18 protein-coding genes and 1 tRNA gene are annotated in these 18697 nt (G+C 68.7%); 9 read left to right on the top strand and 10 right to left on the bottom strand.

The genetic code is table 11. The annotated features are described in order from the left end of the window. Positions 1 to 52 precede the first annotated feature (52 nt). Positions 53 to 652, top strand: coding sequence for a TetR/AcrR family transcriptional regulator (locus ACGFI6_RS02405; protein WP_393114709.1), 600 nt, complete (start codon positions 53 to 55; stop codon positions 650 to 652). 56 nt (positions 653 to 708) lie between these two features. Here the strand turns inward: ACGFI6_RS02405 and ACGFI6_RS02410 are convergent, their stop codons facing one another. Beyond that, the gene (locus ACGFI6_RS02410; RefSeq protein ID WP_393114711.1) at positions 709 to 1278 is read right to left on the bottom strand and encodes a YceI family protein; all 570 of its coding nucleotides are present in this window, start codon (positions 1276 to 1278) and stop codon (positions 709 to 711) included. A gap of 153 nt (positions 1279 to 1431) precedes the next feature. Between ACGFI6_RS02410 and ACGFI6_RS02415 the strand changes: the two genes are divergently transcribed. Next, positions 1432 to 1890: a MarR family winged helix-turn-helix transcriptional regulator gene (locus tag ACGFI6_RS02415; RefSeq protein ID WP_393115742.1), complete on the top strand. Its 459-nt coding sequence runs from the start codon at positions 1432 to 1434 to the stop codon at positions 1888 to 1890. Between the two features lies 1 nt (position 1891). On the opposite strand, the gene ACGFI6_RS02420 is transcribed toward ACGFI6_RS02415, so the two are convergent. Then, positions 1892 to 3265 carry an FAD-dependent oxidoreductase gene (locus ACGFI6_RS02420; protein ID WP_393114714.1) on the bottom strand — a complete coding sequence of 458 codons (1374 nt, stop codon included), beginning with the start codon at positions 3263 to 3265 and terminating at the stop codon, positions 1892 to 1894. A gap of 83 nt (positions 3266 to 3348) precedes the next feature. Between ACGFI6_RS02420 and ACGFI6_RS02425 the strand changes: the two genes are divergently transcribed. Together ACGFI6_RS02425 and ACGFI6_RS02430 are read left to right on the top strand one after the other, a co-directional pair. Continuing rightward, positions 3349 to 3789, top strand: coding sequence for a MarR family winged helix-turn-helix transcriptional regulator (locus ACGFI6_RS02425; protein ID WP_393114716.1), 441 nt, complete (start codon positions 3349 to 3351; stop codon positions 3787 to 3789). A 41-nt stretch (positions 3790 to 3830) separates the two neighbouring features. Next, positions 3831 to 4688 (top strand): aminoglycoside phosphotransferase family protein, encoded by an 858-nt coding sequence (locus tag ACGFI6_RS02430; protein WP_393114718.1) that lies wholly within the window; start codon positions 3831 to 3833, stop codon positions 4686 to 4688. Here ACGFI6_RS02430 and ACGFI6_RS02435 read toward each other — a convergent pair. The 4 genes from ACGFI6_RS02435 to ettA all read right to left on the bottom strand — a co-directional run bounded on the left by ACGFI6_RS02435 (position 4660) and on the right by ettA (position 7879). After that, the gene (locus tag ACGFI6_RS02435; RefSeq protein WP_393114721.1) at positions 4660 to 5292 is read right to left on the bottom strand and encodes a dihydrofolate reductase family protein; all 633 of its coding nucleotides are present in this window, start codon (positions 5290 to 5292) and stop codon (positions 4660 to 4662) included. The genes ACGFI6_RS02430 and ACGFI6_RS02435 overlap by 29 nt on opposite strands. Then, positions 5289 to 5780 carry an SRPBCC domain-containing protein gene (locus tag ACGFI6_RS02440; protein ID WP_393114722.1) on the bottom strand — a complete coding sequence of 164 codons (492 nt, stop codon included), beginning with the start codon at positions 5778 to 5780 and terminating at the stop codon, positions 5289 to 5291. The genes ACGFI6_RS02435 and ACGFI6_RS02440 overlap by 4 nt, the downstream gene beginning before the upstream one ends. Continuing rightward, on the bottom strand, positions 5777 to 6103 hold the full coding sequence (locus ACGFI6_RS02445) for an ArsR/SmtB family transcription factor (RefSeq protein ID WP_393114724.1): 327 nt from the start codon (positions 6101 to 6103) through the stop codon (positions 5777 to 5779). The genes ACGFI6_RS02440 and ACGFI6_RS02445 overlap by 4 nt, the downstream gene beginning before the upstream one ends. A 93-nt stretch (positions 6104 to 6196) precedes the next feature. Then, positions 6197 to 7879, bottom strand: a complete 1683-nt coding sequence (gene ettA, locus ACGFI6_RS02450) for an energy-dependent translational throttle protein EttA (protein WP_393114726.1) — start codon at positions 7877 to 7879, stop codon at positions 6197 to 6199. Between the two features lie 159 nt (positions 7880 to 8038). Between ettA and ACGFI6_RS02455 the strand changes: the two genes are divergently transcribed. Together ACGFI6_RS02455 and ACGFI6_RS02460 are read left to right on the top strand one after the other, a co-directional pair. Further along, positions 8039 to 8533, top strand: coding sequence for a single-stranded DNA-binding protein (locus ACGFI6_RS02455; RefSeq protein WP_393114727.1), 495 nt, complete (start codon positions 8039 to 8041; stop codon positions 8531 to 8533). A gap of 81 nt (positions 8534 to 8614) precedes the next feature. Next, positions 8615 to 9244 (top strand): SRPBCC family protein, encoded by a 630-nt coding sequence (locus ACGFI6_RS02460; RefSeq protein ID WP_393114729.1) that lies wholly within the window; start codon positions 8615 to 8617, stop codon positions 9242 to 9244. A 92-nt stretch (positions 9245 to 9336) separates the two neighbouring features. Here ACGFI6_RS02460 and ACGFI6_RS02465 read toward each other — a convergent pair whose 3' ends face one another. Further along, entirely contained in the window at positions 9337 to 11031 is a 1695-nt protein-coding gene (locus ACGFI6_RS02465) for a GTPase (RefSeq protein ID WP_393114731.1), read from the bottom strand. Further along, the gene (locus ACGFI6_RS02470; RefSeq protein WP_393114733.1) at positions 11028 to 14450 is read right to left on the bottom strand and encodes an AAA family ATPase; all 3423 of its coding nucleotides are present in this window, start codon (positions 14448 to 14450) and stop codon (positions 11028 to 11030) included. Before ACGFI6_RS02470 ends, ACGFI6_RS02465 begins: the two co-directional genes overlap by 4 nt. A gap of 46 nt (positions 14451 to 14496) precedes the next feature. On the opposite strand from ACGFI6_RS02470, the gene ACGFI6_RS02475 reads away from it, so the two are divergent. Then, complete coding sequence (locus tag ACGFI6_RS02475; RefSeq protein WP_393114735.1) at positions 14497 to 15138, top strand: hypothetical protein; 642 nt, start codon at positions 14497 to 14499, stop codon at positions 15136 to 15138. A 371-nt stretch (positions 15139 to 15509) separates the two neighbouring features. On the opposite strand, the gene ACGFI6_RS02480 is transcribed toward ACGFI6_RS02475, so the two are convergent. Then, entirely contained in the window at positions 15510 to 17162 is a 1653-nt protein-coding gene (locus ACGFI6_RS02480) for a PrsW family intramembrane metalloprotease (RefSeq protein WP_393114737.1), read from the bottom strand. A 162-nt stretch (positions 17163 to 17324) separates the two neighbouring features. Between ACGFI6_RS02480 and ACGFI6_RS02485 the strand changes: the two genes are divergently transcribed. Further along, positions 17325 to 17398: transfer RNA gene (locus ACGFI6_RS02485), tRNA-Arg, on the top strand. 49 nt (positions 17399 to 17447) lie between these two features. Here the strand turns inward: ACGFI6_RS02485 and ACGFI6_RS02490 are convergent. Then, the gene (locus tag ACGFI6_RS02490; protein ID WP_393114739.1) at positions 17448 to 17900 is read right to left on the bottom strand and encodes a MerR family transcriptional regulator; all 453 of its coding nucleotides are present in this window, start codon (positions 17898 to 17900) and stop codon (positions 17448 to 17450) included. Between the two features lie 64 nt (positions 17901 to 17964). Here ACGFI6_RS02490 and ACGFI6_RS02495 point away from each other — a divergent pair, with 64 nt between their 5' ends. Further along, entirely contained in the window at positions 17965 to 18690 is a 726-nt protein-coding gene (locus ACGFI6_RS02495; RefSeq protein WP_393114741.1) for an SDR family oxidoreductase, read from the top strand. The last annotated feature ends 7 nt before the right edge of the window (positions 18691 to 18697 follow it).

Genomic DNA, 18697 nt, shown 5'->3' on the forward strand with positions numbered 1-18697 from the left:
ACAAGTGGCTAAGCGCTTGCTTAGCTTCACGCGTTTGGTGCAGGGTGTCAACGTGTCCGCAGTCACCGGCCCCCTCGTGTGGGAGCACGTCCAGCCGGCCGCCGCGCGCCGGCTGCTGACCGGCGCCGTCGACGCGTTCGCTGAGCGCGGCTACCAGGCCACGACGACCCGCGACATCGCCTCGCGCGCCGGCATGAGCCCCGCGGCGCTCTACGTGCACTACCCGTCCAAGGAGCGCCTGCTCTTCGAGATCAGCCTGTACGGCCACAACGCGGCCCTGGACGTCCTGCGCGCTGCGGACTACGGCCCGACACCGGCCGACCGCCTGCGCTCGCTGGTCGCGGCCTTCACGGCCTGGCACGCGGAGCATCACACGATCGCGCGCGTCGTCCAGTACGAGCTGGCCTCGCTCAGCCCCGAGCATCTGGCCGAGGTGGCGACGATCCGCCGGGCGATCTCGACGCAGATCGAGCAGGTACTGGCGGACGGGGTGGCCGACGGATCGTTCGCCGTCACGGACCTGCCCGGCACCACCCTCGCCGTACTCTCGCTGTCGATCGACGTCGCCCGCTGGTACACCCCGCACCGCGGTGACCCGGCCGCTCTCGGCAAGCTCTATGCCGACCTCGCGCACCGAATGGTCCAGACATAGCAGTACCCCGCACCCACCCGGTGCGGGGTACTTGCTGGCCAGATCAAACGTGCAGATCAGACCTGCAGCGCGGCCTGGACGTCGAGGTGGATGTCCACCTTGTCACCGATCAGCAGCTTGCCACCCTCGAGCGGCACGTTGAAGTCGATGCCCCACTCCTTGCGGCTGATCGACGCGGAGGCCTCGAAGCCGATGATCTTCTGGCCGTACGCGTTCTGGTCGACACCGAGGAACTCGACCGCGAGCTCGATCGGCTTGGTGACGTTCTTGATGGTCAGCTCGCCGGCCAGGACGTAGTCGTCGCCCTCGGGCTTGATGGCGGTGCTGACGAAGGTCATCTTCGGGCTGTTCTCGGCGTCGAAGAAGTCGCCGGAGCGCAGGTGCCCGTCGCGCTGCTCGCTGCGGGTGTGCACCGAGCCGAGCTCGATCTCGACGCTGGTGGCGGACTCCTCGATGGTGTCCTTCACCACGATCTCGCCGGTGAACTCCTGGAAGGTGCCACGGACCTTGGTCATCAGGTGCCGGACGGTGAAGCCGACCTCGCTGTGCGCGGTGTCGAGGGCGTACGTACCGGCGACCAGGCCGGGGATGGTGCTGGTCGGGGTGCCGGTGGTGGTGTCGCTCATGGGGTCCTCTCGGGAAGGTGTTCGTACTGGTCGGGGGCGACGCAGCCGGGGTCTATAGTTAAAACTTCAACCGATGACTACGACGGTAGGCAGTAACGGTTTAAAAGTCAACTACATTCCCGGTACACTGTTCCCGTGACGATCGAGACTGAGATGGACGCCGGCACTCGGTGGCTGGACGCCGAGCAGCAGGTGGCGTGGCGTGCGTACCTACTGGGCACCGCACGCCTGATGGCCAAGCTTGACGACGACCTGCGCCAGTTCGGTCTGGGGATCAACGACTACGAGATCCTGGTCCGGCTCTCCGAGGCGCCCGACCGGCGGCTGCGGATGGCCGACCTGGCCGACCGGCTGCACCAGAGCCGGTCCCGCCTGACTCACACCGTCGGCCGCCTGGAGGCCGCCGACCTGGTTCGCCGGACGTCGTGCACCAGCGACAAGCGCGGTGTCTGGGCCGAGCTGACCGAGTCCGGCTTCGCCCTCCTCGAGCAGGCCGCGCCGTACCACGTCGACGGCGTCCGGGAGAACCTGGTCAACCTCGCCAGCCCGGACGACTTCGCCGCCGTCGGGCGCGTCTTCGACGCCGTCTCCGAGCACATCGGGCAGCGCTGAATCAGTTGCCGCCTGCGTGGCCGGCCGGGGTGATCTCCAGTGCGAGCTCGTCCCGGTCGGCGCCGCGGTAGGCCATCATCTTGTCGCGCATCCGCCGCTTCACCGGCGGCAGGTGGTTGACTGCGCGCATCCCCGTCCGCATCCCGGCGAGCATCATCCGTCCGACCACCGGCTTGTGGATCGGATCGTCCGACGTCATCTGAGCGCGCGACTTGATCACGGCATCGAAGCCGTACTCGATCATCTTCGCCTCGTACTCGTGAACGGCCGCGGTGAGATCGCGGCGGCCGTCCCGGACCTCGATCAGCGCGCGGCACAGGTTCACGGCGTCGCGGAGTGCGGTGTTCGCGCCGACGCCGCGCCCGGGCGTCATCGTGTGGATCGCGTCGCCGATCAGCGTGACGTTCGAGGTCTCCCACGGCTCGAGCGGCACCGAGGTCCAGATGTTCACCGGGAAACAGGTCCCCGGATCGGTCAGCTCGAACATCCGACGCAGGTTCGGATGCCAGTCCGGAGTCGCCCGCAGGGCCACGTCGACGAGCTCCTGGCCGCGCAACTCCATGATGTTCGCGGGAAACTTGTCCCTGGCTGCCGACAGGCCCCAGTTGATGTAGTCGCGGGTGTTGTCGAACTGCAGGCCCGGCCAGCGCCGGATCAGCTCCTCGGTGTTGCCGCCGATGACGTGCTTCACCTGACCGTCACGGTCCCACTGGAACTCCATCACGTGGATGATGCAGAACAGGCCGCGCGGTGCGTTGATCATCGAGATGCCCTCGAACACCTTCGGCGGCACGAGCTTCGCGCTCTCGTCGGTGATCGGCAGCTTGCCGGCGATCGCCACGATGCCGGTCTCCTCGGTCTGCGCCTGCGGCAGGTACTGACGCCGCACCCGTGATCCGGCACCGTCCGCGGCGACCAGCAGATCGCCCGTCGCCCGGGTGCCGTCGGCGAAGTACGCCGTGACCTGGTCATCGTGCTGCTCGAACCTGGTGAACTCCTTGCCGAACTCGACAACCTCCTCGAGCCCGGTCAGCAGGAGCTGCCGCAGCGTCATCCGGCTGATCGACTTCTCGCTCTCGACCGGATCCGTCGAGGCCGGCATCTCCATCGACAGGACCTCCTCGAGGTCCTCGGTGAGCATGTTGAAGTACTTCGGATCGCGTGCCTTCGTGGCCACGAATGTGTCGTACAACTGCGGCGGGAGCAGCGAGTGCAGCGCGCGGCTCCCGTCCGGGTCGATGCCGACCCGATAGCCGTGCAGGCCGTCAGTGCGCAGCGCGTCGCGCTCGAACACGACCACCTCGATCCCCGCCCGCAGCAGGCCGTGCGCCAGCGCGAGCCCACCGGTTCCACCGCCGATTACCAGCACCTTCATGATCTCTCGTCCCTTCAAGTATCTTGATAATCCGAGTATCTTGGAGATCCGAGAGAAATGCAAGCTCTATGCTGAGGCGGACCATGACCAGTACCCGCGAAGAGCTGACCGGCGAGATCCAGCAGCGCCTGATCCGATTCATCGCCGAGGTGGTGCTGTACAACCACGCCGTCTCCGCGAAGGTCGGGCTCGGCGCGAGCGACTCGCAGTTCATGACGCTGCTGCAGACGTACGGCCCGCTGACCCCGCGGCAGCTCGCCGAGCACACCGGCCTCACCTCCGGGACCGTGACCGGAGTGATCGATCGGCTCGAGTCGCACGGCTTCGTGACGCGGGAGTCCGATCCGGCCGACCGCCGCAAGGTGGTGGTGACGCCGTCGATGGAATCCATCCAGGACAAGCTGGTCCCGCTGTACGCCGACCAGGGCGAGCGGATGCACGGCGTACTGGCAAGCCGCAGCGTCGAGGAGCTCCGGACGATCGCCGCATTCCTCGCCGACTCCGTCACTGAAGCCCGGAGCTAAAACGTTTGAGGGTGGCCGCTCGCTCCGGGAACCTTCTGGGCGTGACGGAATTCCACCAGGACGGCCGGGCCGGCATCGACGCGGAGCTCGTCCGGCGACTGATCGCAGACCAGTTTCCGCAGTGGGCCGACCTGCCGGTGACACCGGTGAAGGTCGACGGCTGGGACAACCGGACGTACCGACTGGGCTCCGACCTGACCGCTCGGCTGCCGACGCACGCGAGCTATGTCGCGGCGGTGGACAAGGAACACCGGTGGCTGCCCGTGCTCGCGCCGCACCTGCCGCTCGAGATCCCCGAGGCGGTCGCGAAGGGTGCGCCAGGTGAGGGTTATCCACATCCCTGGGCGATCCGGCGCTGGATCGCCGGCCGGACAGCCACCGTGGATTCTGTGGAAGACCTGGACGAGTTCGCCCGTACGATCGCCGGGTTCATCCTTGCCCTGCAGAGTGTCGACGCCTCGGACGGACCGGTCGCCGGCACACACAGCTTCTTCCGGGGTGCGTCGCTGACCACCTACCACGACGAGACGGTCGAGGCCCTCGCCGTGCTGAAGGACCGGATCGACGCCGAGCGCGCGCAGGACGTGTGGGATGCCGCGCTCGCCGCCTCGTGGGATCGGCCGCCGGTGTGGTTCCACGGTGACATCGCGAGCGGCAATCTCCTGGTGCGCGACGGCCGGCTCGCCGCCGTCATCGACTTCGGTACGTCGGGAGTCGGCGATCCCGCCTGCGACCTCGTGATCGCCTACACGTTCTTCTCCGGCTCGTCGCGCTCCACGTTCCGCGACGCCGTACAGCAGGACGACGCGATGTGGGCCCGCGCCCGCGGGTGGGCGTTGTGGAAGGCCCTCATCACCGAGGACGTCCAGGTCATCGAGACCGTTCTAGAGGACCGGTAACGCCCGCGTATTCGCCGATCGGGGCGGCGCCGACGGTCTCGTACTCGAGGAGCAGGAGACCGCTCGGCGTCGCCTCCTGGCCAGTGAGGCGCAGCCCAGCCGTTCCTCCTGGGTGGTCGAACAACCGGCGACCTGCGCCGATCACGGTCGGCGCGACGACCAGCCGCACCACGTCGACCAACCCCGCTCCCACCAACGCGCTCCCCAACCGAGCGCTGCCGTGAATCTGCAGCTCGCGCCCCTCCTGCTGCTTCAGTTCCTCAACGGCGTCCAGGTCCCTGAGGATCGTCGTCGGGTCCCACGGTGCCTCCTTGATCGTGCTGCTCACGACGTACTTCGGCAGCGAGTTCATCCGCTCGGTGAACGGGTCCTCCGGGTCGGTGATCCGCGGCCAGTCGCGCGCGAACGCCTCGTACGTACGGCGTCCGAGGAGCAGACCGTCCGCGAGCTCGAGCGTCTCCACAGACCGGCGTACGAACAGCTCGTCGATGTACGGCACCAGCCAGCCGCCCCGGGTGAATCCGTCGCTCGTGTCCTCGGTCGGCGACCCCGGGCCCTGGCTCACTCCGTCGAGCGTGATGAACTCCGTCAGTACCAGCTTCATCGCGCGACCTCGCTCTCGGCGAGTGTGGCGAGTTGCTTGGTGACCGTCCCCCAGCCGTCGGCGAAGCCGAGCTCCTCGTGGCGGGCCCGGGCGGCAGGCGTCCCGTGGCGCACAACGATCCGATAGTCCGTACCCTCCGGATGCTCCGCGAGCACCACCTCTGCCGTCATCAGGAACGGTTCCGGCGCGACCGGCCGCCAGTTGCTGTCGATCGCATTCGTGAACACCAGGCGCTCGAGTTCCTGCACGACCAAGAAGCTCGCGTCGAGATGCGGCACGTACGACGTACCGTCGTCGCTCAGCTCCGTGACCAGGGCGCCGCCCGGGCTCAGGTCGAAGTGCACGACTCGGCAGACCGCCGGCGCCGGCACCCACCACTGGGCGAACCGGTCCGGGTCGCTCCACGCCCGCCAGACACCCGCTCGCGGGGCCCGGATGACGCGCTCCACGACCAGATCAAGCTCCGGATCGAACTCTCCACGACTCACGACTGCTCCTCCTGCGTCACGAAGCGCTCCAACCGGTCGGTGAGCTCCTCCCAGATCCGCCGCTGCTCGGCCAGCCAGTCGTCCACGACCGCGAGGCGTTCGCGGTTCAGCACGCAGGTCCGCACCCGGCCGGTCTTGACCGTGCGGATCAGCCCGTTCGACTCCAGGGTCCGGATGTGCTTCATGAACGACGGCAGCGTGATCGGGAACTCGGCCGCGAGCTCCCCCACGCTCGTCGGCCCACGCCCGAGCCGGCGGATCACCCTGCGCCGGGTCGGATCCGCGAGCGCGACGAACACGCCGTCAGCCTCATGCTTTGCCATGAGGCTAAGTATTGCCAGGATCCGATACTTAGCGCAAGGGCTAAGTGTTCTGGCGTAAAAAGACCCCGCCTCTCCGGGCGGGGCCTTCGGGGCTCAGTCGCGAGTGAGCTTGCGGTGCGTGACGCGGTGCGGGCGGGCCGCCTCCGGGCCGAGGCGCTCGATCTTGTTCGCCTCGTACGACGCGAAGTTGCCCTCGAACCAGAACCACTGCGCCTCGTCCTCGTCCGTGCCCTCCCAGGCGAGGATGTGGGTCGCCACGCGGTCCAGGAACCAGCGGTCGTGGGACACGACCACCGCACAGCCAGGGAACTCCAGCAGGGCGTCCTCGAGGGACTGCAGCGTCTCGACGTCCAGGTCGTTGGTCGGCTCGTCGAGGAGCAGCAGGTTGCCGCCCATCTTCAGCGTCAGCGCCAGATTCAGGCGGTTCCGCTCACCGCCAGACAGCACGCCGGTCGGCTTCTGCTGGTCCGGGCCCTTGAAGCCGAACGAGGCGACGTACGCCCGGCTCGGCATCTCGAAGTTCGCGACCTTGATGTAGTCGAGCTCGTCGGAGACCTGCTGCCAGACCGTCTTCTTCGGGTCCAGGCCGCCGCGCGACTGGTCGACGTAGGAGATCTTCACCGTCTCGCCGAGCTTCAGCGAACCGGCGTCCGGCTGCTCCTCGCCGACGATCATCCGGAACATCGTCGACTTGCCGACGCCGTTCGGGCCGACGATACCGACGATGCCGGCCCGCGGCAGGCTGAAGCTCAGGCCGTCGATCAGCTTGCGGTCGCCGAAGCCCTTGACCAGCTTGGAGACCTCGAGCACGGTGCTGCCCAGTCGCGGACCGGCCGGGATGTTGATCTCGTCGATGTCCAGCTTCCGGGACCGCTCGGCCTCGGCCGCGAGCTCCTCGTAGCGGGCCAGCCGGGACTTGCTCTTGGTCTGCCGGGCCTTCGCGTTCGACCGGACCCACTCGAGCTCGCGCTCCAGGATCTTCTGCCGCTTCGCGTCCTTCTGCCCCTCGACCACGAGCCGCTGCTGCTTGGTCTCCAGGTACTTGGAGTAGTTGCCCTCGTAGCCGTACGTCCGGCCGCGGTCGAGCTCCAGGATCCACTCGGCGACGTTGTCCAGGAAGTACCGGTCGTGGGTGATCGCCATGACGGCGCCCGGGTACTTCTGCAGGTGCTGCTCGAGCCAGAGCACCGACTCGGCGTCGAGGTGGTTGGTGGGCTCGTCGAGGAGCAGGAGGTCGGGCTGCTGCAGCAGGAGCTTGCACAGCGCGACCCGGCGGCGCTCACCACCGGAGAGCTTGTCGACGATCGCGTCCGGCGGCGGGCAGCGCAGCGCGTCCATCGCCTGCTCGAGCTGGGCGTCGACGTCCCACGCGTTGCGGTGGTCGAGCTCGGTCTGCAGGTCGCCCATCTCGGCGAGCAGCGTGTCGTAGTCGGCGTCCGGATCGGCGAGCTCCGCGGAGATCTCGTTGAACCGGTCGAGCTTCTGCTTGGTGTCGCCGACGCCTTCCTGGACGTTCTCCAGGACGGTCTTGCCCTCGGTCAGCGGCGGTTCCTGCAGCAGGATCCCGACCGTCGCGTCGTCGGCCAGCCGGGCCTCGCCGTTGTTCGCGTGCTCCAGCCCCGCCATGATCTTGAACAGCGAGGACTTGCCGGTGCCGTTCGGGCCGACGACGCCGATCTTCGCCCCGGTCAGAAAGTTCAGCGTGACGTTGTCGAGAACGACCTTGTCGCCGTACGCCTTCCGGACGTTGCGAAGGGTGTAGATGAATTCCGCCATGCCTAGAGCCTATGTGCTCGGGTGGCCCGTTTCCCAACCAGCCCGGGCCGGTTGTCCACAGCCGGCAGATTCGTCGGGCCGATCGGCCGTCCGCCGGTGCATCTTCTCCGGTGACAGCACGCCGGTCCCCGGCGCTCGCACCCAACGGAAGGCCTCGTCATGAGCTTCGGTGACACCTATCTCACAGTCGTCGGCTGGATCGGCAGCGAACCGGACTTCAAGGAGAGTCGCCAGACCCCGCAAATCACCTTCCGCCTCGGCTCGACTCCCCGCCAGTACGAGAAGGCCCTCAACGGCTACGTCGACAAGCCGACCACGTGGTACACGGTGCAGTGCTGGCGAGGCCTGGCCCGCAACGCCTTCGAGTCCGTGAAGGTCGGCCAGCCTGTGATCGTCACCGGCCGGCTACGGACCCACGAATGGACCGACAACAACGGCGAACAGCACAGTCGCGTCGTCCTGGAGGCCTTCTCGCTCGGCCACGACCTCAACCGCGGCACGACGAGCTTCGCGAAGAACACGCCGCGTGCCGACCCGAATCCGTTCGTCCGTGCGGAGGTCGCGGAGGAGCCGGCCGACGCCACCGCGAGCCCGTACCCGCCCGATGAGTACTCCGCTGCTCCGCTCCCGCTCTCCGCCGAGCAGGCGGCATGACTATCTCAGCCTTGACTTATATAAGCTCCGACCGGCATTCTGAGGTCCATTCCAGCAGCCGAGCAGGAGAGGGAACGACCCGTGATCGACATCCTCGAGCACATCAACGCGGTCCAGCGCGACGTCAGCCGGACCGGCGAAACCGTGACGGTGCTGATGCGCCGCTCGTACCAGGCGGAGCCGGCGGAGGTGTGGGACGCCCTCACGGACCCGGAGCGGATGCAACGCTGGCTGATGCCGGTCACCGGCGACCTGCAGGTCGGCGGCTCGTTCCAGTTGGAGGGAAACGCCGGCGGCGAGATCCTGGAGTGCGATCCGCCGAAGCGGTTCAAGGTGACCTTCGGCGGAGAGAACAGCCTGCTCGAGGTGCGACTGACACCCGGAGCGGGCTCCGCGACCGACCTCGAGCTCGAGCACTCGATGGGCGAGTCTCCGGAGATCCCCGCGGCGCCCGGCGGCTCCGGGGCGCTCTGGGTCGGGCCCGGCTGGGACGGCGCCCTGCTCGGCCTCGCGCTCTACGTCACCGGCCAACTGCCGGCGGACGCGGACCCGGTCGAGATGGCCAACTCCCCGGAGGTCGTCGACTACAACGAGCAGTCCGTGCGCGCGTGGATCGAGGCGATCCGTGCCTCCGGTACGACCACCGAGGAGGACCTGCTCAACGCCGCCAAGCTCTCCCTGTCCCAGTACGCCCCCGACGCGGAGCTCTGACGCTCGCGGCCCGCGGGCTCTACGCGCGCGGGCCGCAGGCGGTCGAACTACTGGCCGTCGAGCTTCTGGCGTTCGAACTGCAGGCGTTCGAACTACTGGCGGTCGGACTGCTCGCGGGCGATCGCGAGGCTGTCGCGGCACTTGGTGTACGCCGCCAGCTCGTCGCGCGCCGGCGCCACAACGTGGCTGTCGGCAACCTTCTCCAGCTCTTCCCGGAGCGCCTTCGCCACCTGCCGGGACCGTCGCACCGCGCCGTTCGTGGCGAACACCCGGCAGGCGAACGACAGCGCCACCCCGAGGACAGCACCACCGACCAGCATGATCCACGCCCAGGGGATGCCGTTCCACTCCGGCAGCGGCGGATCGTCCAGCTTGGCGATTCGCGTTACCAGCAAGGCGATCAGCCACGCCGCACCACCGAGCGTCACCAGGAACAGCAACCACTGCACGATCCGGGCGAAGCTCCACCAGCCCGGGTTCCCGGACACACCGAGGTCGGTCCGCGCGACCGCCTGGTCAAGCTCGTCGCCGAGCGACTCCTCGCGCCGCCGGATCGCGGTCCGCACCGAGTCCGCCCACGGCCGCGACAATCCTTCTGCGGCCTTGGTGGTGATGGTGCGCACCGCGGCATCCATCCGGGCCCGCTGCACCGGCGTTGCCGCAGGCAACGAAGAGCGCGCGATCGCGACCTCACTGGACGCCGACTTGCGCAGTGCCTTGCCCTGCTCCCGCGACACCTGGTCGCCGTGCAACCGCCGCAACGGATCCGGACGGAACCGTCCGACCCACTTGGTCAACGGCCACCCCGTCGCGGCCCGGGCCCGCTGCAGGTACGAGCGGCGGACGGCGTCCGACACGACGGTGAGCCCACTGGCGTCCGACAGCGCGTCGACGAGTTCGGTGACGTCGGCGTCGGCGATCTCCGGAGTCTTGGCGGTGCCGCACTGGCTCGCCATCCGGTCCGAGACCCGGTCGACGTCGGCGGCGAGCCGCTCGCGCGCCGAGCGCTTGTTGCTGACCCGCTTCACCAGCAGGGAGCGAACCTCTTCGAGACCGTCGCCACTGACTGCCGATGTCGCCACCACCGACGGGGACTTCAGACCGTCCGCCTTGAGCAGCCGTTCGAGGTCCTCCAGGCAGCTCTTCCGCTGCTCCGGCGTCAGCTTGTCGATGTGGTTCAGCGCGAAGACCATCACCCCGGAATGCGAGGCGAACGGCTTGATGTACCGGTTGTGCAGCGCCGCATCGGCGTACTTCTGCGGATCGACCACCCAGACCAGCATGTCGACCAGCTCGACCAGCCGGTCGACGATCAGCCGGTGCTCGACCTCGGTCGAGTCGTGGTCGGGCAGGTCCAGCAGGACCAGACCGTCCAGGTCCTCGGAGTGCGCGTCCTCGAGCGAGCTGCGGTGCTGCACCTGGTGCCGGCGCGGGATGCCCAACCAGGTCAGCACCTCACCGGCCGGTTCGTCACCCCAGACACAGGCCAGTGGCATCGAGCTGGTCGGCCGGCGGGTGCCGATCGCGGCCAGGTCGAGCCCGGTCAGCGCGTTGAACAGCGACGACTTCCCCGAGCCGGTCGCACCCGCGAGCGCGACCACGGTGAGGTCGCCCGACATCCGCAGCCGCTGTCCGGCGCGGTCGACGATCTGCGCGGCCTCGGTGAGCACCACCGGGTCCAACCGGCTGTCGCCGGCCTTCGCTGCCGCCTCGAGCGCATCGATCTTCTTCAGGACATCGGTCTCCGCCCGGGTGGGGGTCTCGACCGTATCCACTGTTTCCGTCACGTGCAGTCCTCCACCGCGCGCGCGGCCTCGGTCAGTTGCCTGGCCGTCTCGGCGTCGACCGGATGCTGGTCAAGGACAGCCAGATAGCGGGCGAATTCGGCATCCATCAGGGCATGAACCTTACCGTCAAGATCCTCGCGCGCCTTCGCGACCATGCTCTGAACTGCCTTGTCCCCGAAAACCGCCTCCAGCAATCGCTGCCCGACGACGGCACTGCCCGCGCCCGCACTGGCCTCGGCGCCCTTCGGGATCCCGGCCGCGCTGGCGAACAGCACCACCATCAGGGAAAGGCCGAGCCCGTTGACACCGTACTCCAGGATCTTCGCCGTCGACTTCTTCTCCGCACCCTCGGTACGGATCAGGTCGAGCACGAACGCCTGCCACTCGCGCACCACCCGGCTCGCCGCCTCCGGGAACTCCTCCGACATCGCCCCGAGCACCGGCGCAACATCATTGCCCTTAGCCCCGTTACCTGCGCCACCGTTGCCCTTGGCCCCGTTACCCGCAGCACCGTTGCCCTTGGCTCCGTTGTTCTTGACGCCGCTACCTGTCGCGCCACTGCCAACTGTGCTGTTCTTGGCACCGTTACCCGCGGCGGCGGTGCTCGCGGCACCGTTGCTCTTGACGCCGTTCCCCACGGTGCCGGACTTACCTGCTCCGGCCGCCTCTGCGTCGGCCGCCGCAAGGAGCTGGCGACCCGGCGCACTCGACTGCCACGCCTTCTCCGCACGTTCGGCCGCAGCCGCTGCGTGCTCACTCAGCAGCGACTCCAGACCGGAGTGGATCGCGTCGCTCACGTCGCGCGTCTCGGCCGGCTTGTTCCCGAGGGAGCTCTTCAGCCGATCACGCAACCGCCCGCTGCCGGACTGGAGCCCCTTCAGCAGTTCGCCCGTCCCGACGAACTCCTGCCACCGGGCGAGCACCTCGCCCCGCAGCAGCGTCCCGTCCTGGCACGCCTTCGCAATGTCCTTGACGCTCTGGTCGTACGCCGACTCCACCGACGACCGCAGCTCGATCGCCGTGTCGGCCTGCGCCTTCACCGCGGCAGCGAACGGCGGCGCCTTCTTCACCATCGCACTCACCGCGCCCTGCAGCGTGCGGCGTACCACTGCCGCCCGCGCTTCGGCGTCAGCGGCCAGGTCGATCAGCCAGTCCTTGATCGAGGCAACGGCCGGCTGCGGCAACATCCCGTTGCCGTCGACAACCGTCTCCTGGATCGAGAACAGCGGCGAGTCGCCCAGACCGCGCTCGAGCAGCATCTGCGCGAGGTGGCCGGTGATGTCGTCGATGGTCTCGCTCGGCGCCCGATCGAGCACGACCGCAACCGCCGTACTGCGATCCGACGCGCTCTGCAGGAACTCCCACGGAACCGCATCGGAGTATCGCGCCGCCGTCGTGACAAAGAGCCAGAGATCAGCGGCGGCCAGCAACTGGGTCGCGAGATCGCGGTTCGCCTGCACGACGGAGTCGATGTCCGGTGCGTCCAGGATCGCCAGCCCGCGCGGCACGCTCTCGGCCTCGACCAGCCGCAGCTGGCCGGCGTCCTCCATGCCACCCGGCTCTTCCGCAGCGGTACGCGCCATGCCCGGGAGCACCCGGTCACCGACAAACCAGTCCGCGTCCGCCGGGTGATGAATCAGCACCGGCGACCTGGTCGTCGGCCGCAACACACCCGGCTCGCTGACGACCTTCCCGATCACCGTGTTCACCAGCGTCGACTTGCCCGCACCGGTGGACCCACCGACCACCGCAAGAATCGGAGCCTCCAACTGCACCAGCCGCGGCAGCAGATAGTCGTCCAGCTGATCCAGCATCGCCTTCTGCTGCTGCCGAGCCTCGTCAGCCCCCACAACCTCCAAAGGCAACTGACTCCCCGCCAACACCCCCCGCAACTTCATCAACGCCGTAATCAAAGCCATAGCAGCCTGCTCAGCCGCCAACCGCTCAGCCAACCCCTCAGCAGTCAGCTCCCCACCATCACCCGACTCCCCACCTACATGCCCCGCGCCCGCCTCAGCCACAGCCGCACCCGAGCCATCCCCGACCGCAGCCGCACCCGAGACATCGCCGACCGCACCCGCAGCATCCGCACCTGCAGCACCCTCAGCGACGTCATCCCCGTCACCATCCGCAGCACTGCCCCCAGCAGCACCCGCAGCACCATCGACTGGCACCTCGGCAGCACCATCCACCGAACCCTCAGCGCTCTCACCAACCGCAGCCGAGCCGTCAGCGTTCGTGTCGTCAGCGTTCGCGTCGTCAGCGTTCGTGTCGTCAGCGTTCGTGTCGTCAGCGTTCGTGTCGTCAGCCGCAGCGTCCTCCGCCGTCACGTCCTCCGCCGTCGCGTCCTCAGCCGTCGGGCTGTCTCCCGTCGCGGTATCTGCAGCAGCAGTGTCTGTTGGCTCACCAGCCGATTCACCTACCGACGCACCGGCCACCCGCCCCGCAGAGTCATCCCCATCCGCCGCCTGCCCACTGGAGGCGTCCTCAGCGCTGGAGCCTTCCTCACCGTCGCCTGCCGCCTGCTCGCTTGAAGCTTGCGCAGCGCCGGAGCTTTCCCCGTCGCCGTCTACCGACCGCTCGCCTGAAACCTGCGCGACGCCAGAACCTTCGCCGTCGCCGTCCGCCGACTGCTCGCTCGAGGCGTCCTCAGCGCTGGAGCCTCCCTCGCCGCCGTCTACCGCCTTCTCGCCGGAAACCTGCTCGCCGCCGGAACCCTCGTCATCGCCGTCCGCCGACTGCTCGCCGTCAGATGCTTCCCCGGCCCGGGACGCATCCTTCGCCTCACCGGACGACTCACCAGCGTCAGATCCATCGGCGCCGCCGTCTGAGGCTTGCTCGTCGTCGTGCGCGGTCTCGTCGTGCGCTGTCTCGTCGGCGGGTGATGACTTGGCGCCGTCGGTGGTGAGGCTGGTTGCGGCGGTGGACGGGGGTTGCTGGTCGGCGGCGGACGAGTGCTCGTCTGCGGGTGTTGCAGGCTCGTCGTTGGAGGACGCGACCGTTTCATCGGAGCCGCCCTCGGCGGAGGCACCGTCGGCGGAGGCACCCTCAGTCGCGTCACCCTCAGTCGCGTCACCCTCAGTCGCGTCACCCTCAGTCGCGTCGCCCTCTGTCGCGTCGGGCTCTGTCGCGTCGGACTCGGAGTCGCCCTCGGCGGAGTCACCCTCGGTGAGATTGGACTCGGTGAGATTGGACCCGGTGGAGTTGGACTTGGCGGGGTCGTCTTCGGTGAGCTCTTCCGCGGTGGTTGAGGTGTTTGGCTGGTCCGGTTGTTTGGGGAGGCCGATGATGATGTTGCCGAATTCCAGCGGGAAGCCGTCTGGCGACTCGTCGGGCTCGTACACGACGCCGACAGCCGGCTGCGGGCGGGCATCGGAGGTGTTTGCGTCGGGCTTGGTGTCGCCTGAGGTCGAGCTCACCGTCGGCTGGTCGGCATCTGTCGCGGGGGTTCCAGGCGAGGAGTGCGTGGAACTGGACTGCGCGGAGGCAGCCCGGTTCGCCGCGGATTCGCCTGCGCCAGGTGTGGTTGTCCTGTCGGTGCCCTCGGGGCTCGCCGCGCCATCGGTAGCTGACGTCTGCCCGGCAGTACGTGCGGCGTCGGCGTCAGCACCTGAATCAGCAGCGTCCGCGTTGCTGGCGGAGTCCGTCGTACCTGCGGTCTCGCTCGTACCGGACGACGCGGAGGCGGTCGCGTCGGCGGGCGTGGGTGGGTTGGCCGTACCGGCTGTCGCGGTCGGCTGGGTCACGTCTGCGGCCGCTTCCTTGCCCGTTGTAGCTCCGGCCGGCTCCGCGTCCACTTCATCGTTGGACGTGGACGCGTCAGCTCCCGCCGCCGAACTGGTCGGCTCGGTGCGCGCGTTCCCGTCGGTCGAGGTGGGCGACTCGCTGCCTGCGGTGCCGCTCGATTCAGCCCCGTCAGCGTTCGCAGCCGAGTCCGCCGACTCAGTGTCCGGAGCGGCATCGCTCGGCTCAGACGCGTCCGTGTCCGGAGCAGGCGACTCGGCGCCCGGAGCGGCCTCGGTTGACGCGGCTGAGTCGGCGCCGGCAGCGGCGTCGGCTGGCCCGGCTGGGGCGGTGCTTGCAGGCGCGTCCGTTGAGGCCGTCTGAGCGGCGTTGGTGGCCTCGGGGGCTTCGTTGAGCTTCGCTGCGTCGCTGGGGGCGTCCTCGGACGGAGCAGTCGGAGACGCGGCGGCTGGAGCGCTGGGCGTGGAGTTGGCTGGGGTCTGGTCCGCGGGCGCGTCTGCGGTGCGTTTGCGGCGGCGGCGCCAGAAGCCTCGGGGTTTGGGGGTGGACTGGGCGATGAGGTTCGCCAGCTCTTGGGCAGACTGATCCTGGCCCGGAACCCGCGGTTCCGGACCTTCGCCAGCTGCTGACCTGGTGTCAGCCACGACGTCCGCCCACGAGCACAGAGTGCCCGGTCGGACAGCGCGGAAGCAAAGTCATCGTCATCCCCGTTTGGCGGCGTGGACGGGTGGCAGTCACTGTGGTGGTGGGTACGGACCGTATCCTCCCGGCGGTCCTTGTTGGCCGGGGGGTCCCGGCGGGTAACCCGGCTGACCGGCTTGCCCGGACCCATCGGGCGCCTGAGCGGCTCCCGGGCCCTGTGTACCTGGCACTGCTGCTCCTGGTCCCATGGCTCCTGGGCCCAGCGCGTCGTGCCCCATGGAACCGGGGCCCATGGGCGGTCCTGAGGGCGGCATCGGGGCGCCGGGCATCGGAGCTCCCGGGCCCATCGGCATCCCTGGGCCGCCGGGACCGTACTGCGCGCCTGGCCCTCCCGCACCGGGACCCATGGGCATGCCTGGGCCGCCAGGGCCGGGTCCCATCGGCATGCCTGGAGCACCAGGGCCGGGGCCGGCCTGGGCGCCGGCGTAGGACGGCGCGGCTTGGGCGAAGGCGGGCATCGGCGGGAACGGGACGCTCGGGCGTCGATCGCGGAGCTCGTCGAGCAGTGCCTTCTCGGTCGGCAGGGCCTCGGGCCCGATCACCTGGCGGACGATCTTGTCCCTCAGGTACGCCAGCTCGGTCGCGTTGTGCTGGAACGCCTTCGCGGCGGCCTCCGCCTGGGGGCCGTACCGCCTGGCGTTCTGCCGGAGCGCCTTGCGCCCGCGCAGCGTCGCTATCAGCGGTACGTCCTGAGGCACCAGCCATCCGAAGCGTACGTAGTCGTACAGCCGGGAGGCGATCATCTGCCCCTCCCGCGATCGCATCACGAGCGCGAAGACCACCAGGCAGATGAACAGCGGCACCATCAGGCACAGGTACGCGAGGATGAAGCCCCCGCCACCGGCCCAGCTCGCGGAGGCGTTCCACGACGCGTGCGCGGCCACGGCGGCCAGGTAGCCGACGACCGGGGCCAGGAAGCGTACGACCGTACTTCGATGCCGGATCGCGATACCGATCCCGATCGCGGTGAACGACGTGAAGAGTGGATGCGCGAACGGTGAGATCACGCCGCGGACGATGAACAGCGCGAACGCGCCGCGCAGGCCGGCGTCGCTGCCGGCCTCCTCGGAAAGGGTGTTGAAAACGCGGCCGTAGTACAGGATGTTCTCGGTGAAGGCGAACCCGACGCCCACCATCCCGGCGTACACGAGGCCGTCGATGATGCCGTCGAACTCCTTGCGGCGCACCAGCGCGAGCAGCAGGATCACGGAGCCCTTGGCGAACTCCTCCACCGGCGGCGCGACGAAGACCGCGGATCGGTCGCCGCCGACGCCGGTCTCGGCCAGCCGGTGCGAGACCTCGGTGTTGATGAAGATCGCGGCCAGGGTCGCGATGAAGGCGCCCCAGCAGAGCGCGAAGACGATGTACCTGGTCGGCTCCGGTTCGTACCGGTCCAGCCAGAGGTAGAGCGCGATCACCGGGATCACCGGTACGAACGCGAACACCAGGCCCCAGGTGAAGCCACCCGCACCGGTCGACCTGGCCACCACGCCGAAGATCACCAGGCCCGCGATCGCGAACACGACCGCGATGATGATGCCGATCAGCACCCCCCGGTTCCGCCGCTGGCCGGGCACCGGATGATTCCCGAGCGCATTGGGCTGCGGGTACGGGCCGCCGGGCGAGTACGCCGACCCCGCCGCGGGTTGCGGCGTGCCGGACGGGCCTGGTGAGGGGTAACTCATGCACCGCAGCCTAGTTGGGGTCAAGATCCAGCGGCAGGACCACCCACTCAGCGTTACCGGGATGGAACGACAACCCTGTACTTCGGTGCCGCCCGGAACGCCACGATCAGGAACCCAGAGGCGAGATCGCCCCGCTATCTGAGAGACTCTTCCGTGCCGTACGCCCCCGTAGCTCAGCTGGATAGAGCGACAGACTTCTAATCTGTGGGTCGCAGGTTCGAATCCTGCCGGGGGCGCTGGCGGCTTTTTCGGCTTGGGCCGCTGTGGGTTTCTGTTGTGCGGTGATCAGGCGTTCGCGGGGGCGGGCGTCGGTGCGGCGGCCGGGTCGTACGCGGACCAGGCGGGGTCGCGGAGGGCCGGGCAGTGTTCGGGCGTCGGGTGGTTCGCGATGTCGATCATGCGGTCGAGGGCGTCGCGGGCTACGGCGAGGTCGGCCATGGCGGTGGTGATGCGGTTGCGCTCGGCTGCCATCAGCTCGAAGGCCTCCGGTGAGGCGTGGCCGGTGTCGACGCAGGGCAGCAGTTGCAGGACGACACGGCTGGGCAGGCCCGCGGTGAAGAACTGCTGGATCAGCCGGACACGTTCGACGGCTGACTCGGGATAGGTGCGTTGGCCGCCGAGGGTGCGTTCCGAGGCGAGCAGGCCCTGCTCCTCGTAGTACCGGAGAGCTCTGCTGCTGACCCCCGCCCGGTGTGCGAGCTCGCCGATCCGCATCTGCCCGGCCTCCTGACTTGACATTGACGTCAACGTGAGGTTTTAGCGTAGCCGATGAAACCCGAAACTACGCAGGAGCCAGAAACCCATGAATGTCACTGACCAGACAGCCCTCGTCACCGGAGCGAACCGCGGCATCGGCCGTCAGTACGTACTCGAGCTGCTCGAACGTGGAGCGAGCAAGGTCTACGCGACGGCCCGCCGGCCCGAGAGCCTCGACTTCGACGACACCCGCGTGGTGCCGCTAAGACTCGACCTGCTCGACCACGAGTCCGTCCTTGCGGCGGCCGCGGCGGCGCGGGACGTGACCCTCGTCGTCAACAACGCCGGCATCTCGACCGGGGCCACTCTCGTCACGGGCGACCTCGCCGCGATCCGCCGTGAACTGGACACGCACTTCTGGGGCACGCTCGACGTGATCCGCGAGTTCAGCCCCGTTCTCGCGGCGAATGGCGGCGGAGCTGTCGTCAACGTCTTGTCGGCGCTGTCCTGGTTCGCCGCTCCGGGCGCCGGTGCGTACGCGGCTGCCAAGGCCGCGGAGTGGAACCTGACCAATGCCGTACGTCTCGAGCTCGCGGCTCAGGGAACGCTCGTCCAAGGCGTCCTGCTTGGCGCCGCCGACACGGACATCATGGCCGGCTACGACGGGCCCAAGATCGATCCCCGCGACGTGCCGCGCCGCTCGCTCGACGGTCTGGCCGCCGGTTCGATCGAGGTGATCGTGGACGACTGGACCGCGATGGTGAAGGCGTCGCTGTCCGGCGACCGCGCCGCGTTCTACACCAAGATCACCGAGCTGCTCGGCGCCGCCTGACCAATAC

The organism is Kribbella sp. NPDC048928 (assembly GCF_043197975.1).
Taxonomy (GTDB): domain Bacteria; phylum Actinomycetota; class Actinomycetes; order Propionibacteriales; family Kribbellaceae; genus Kribbella.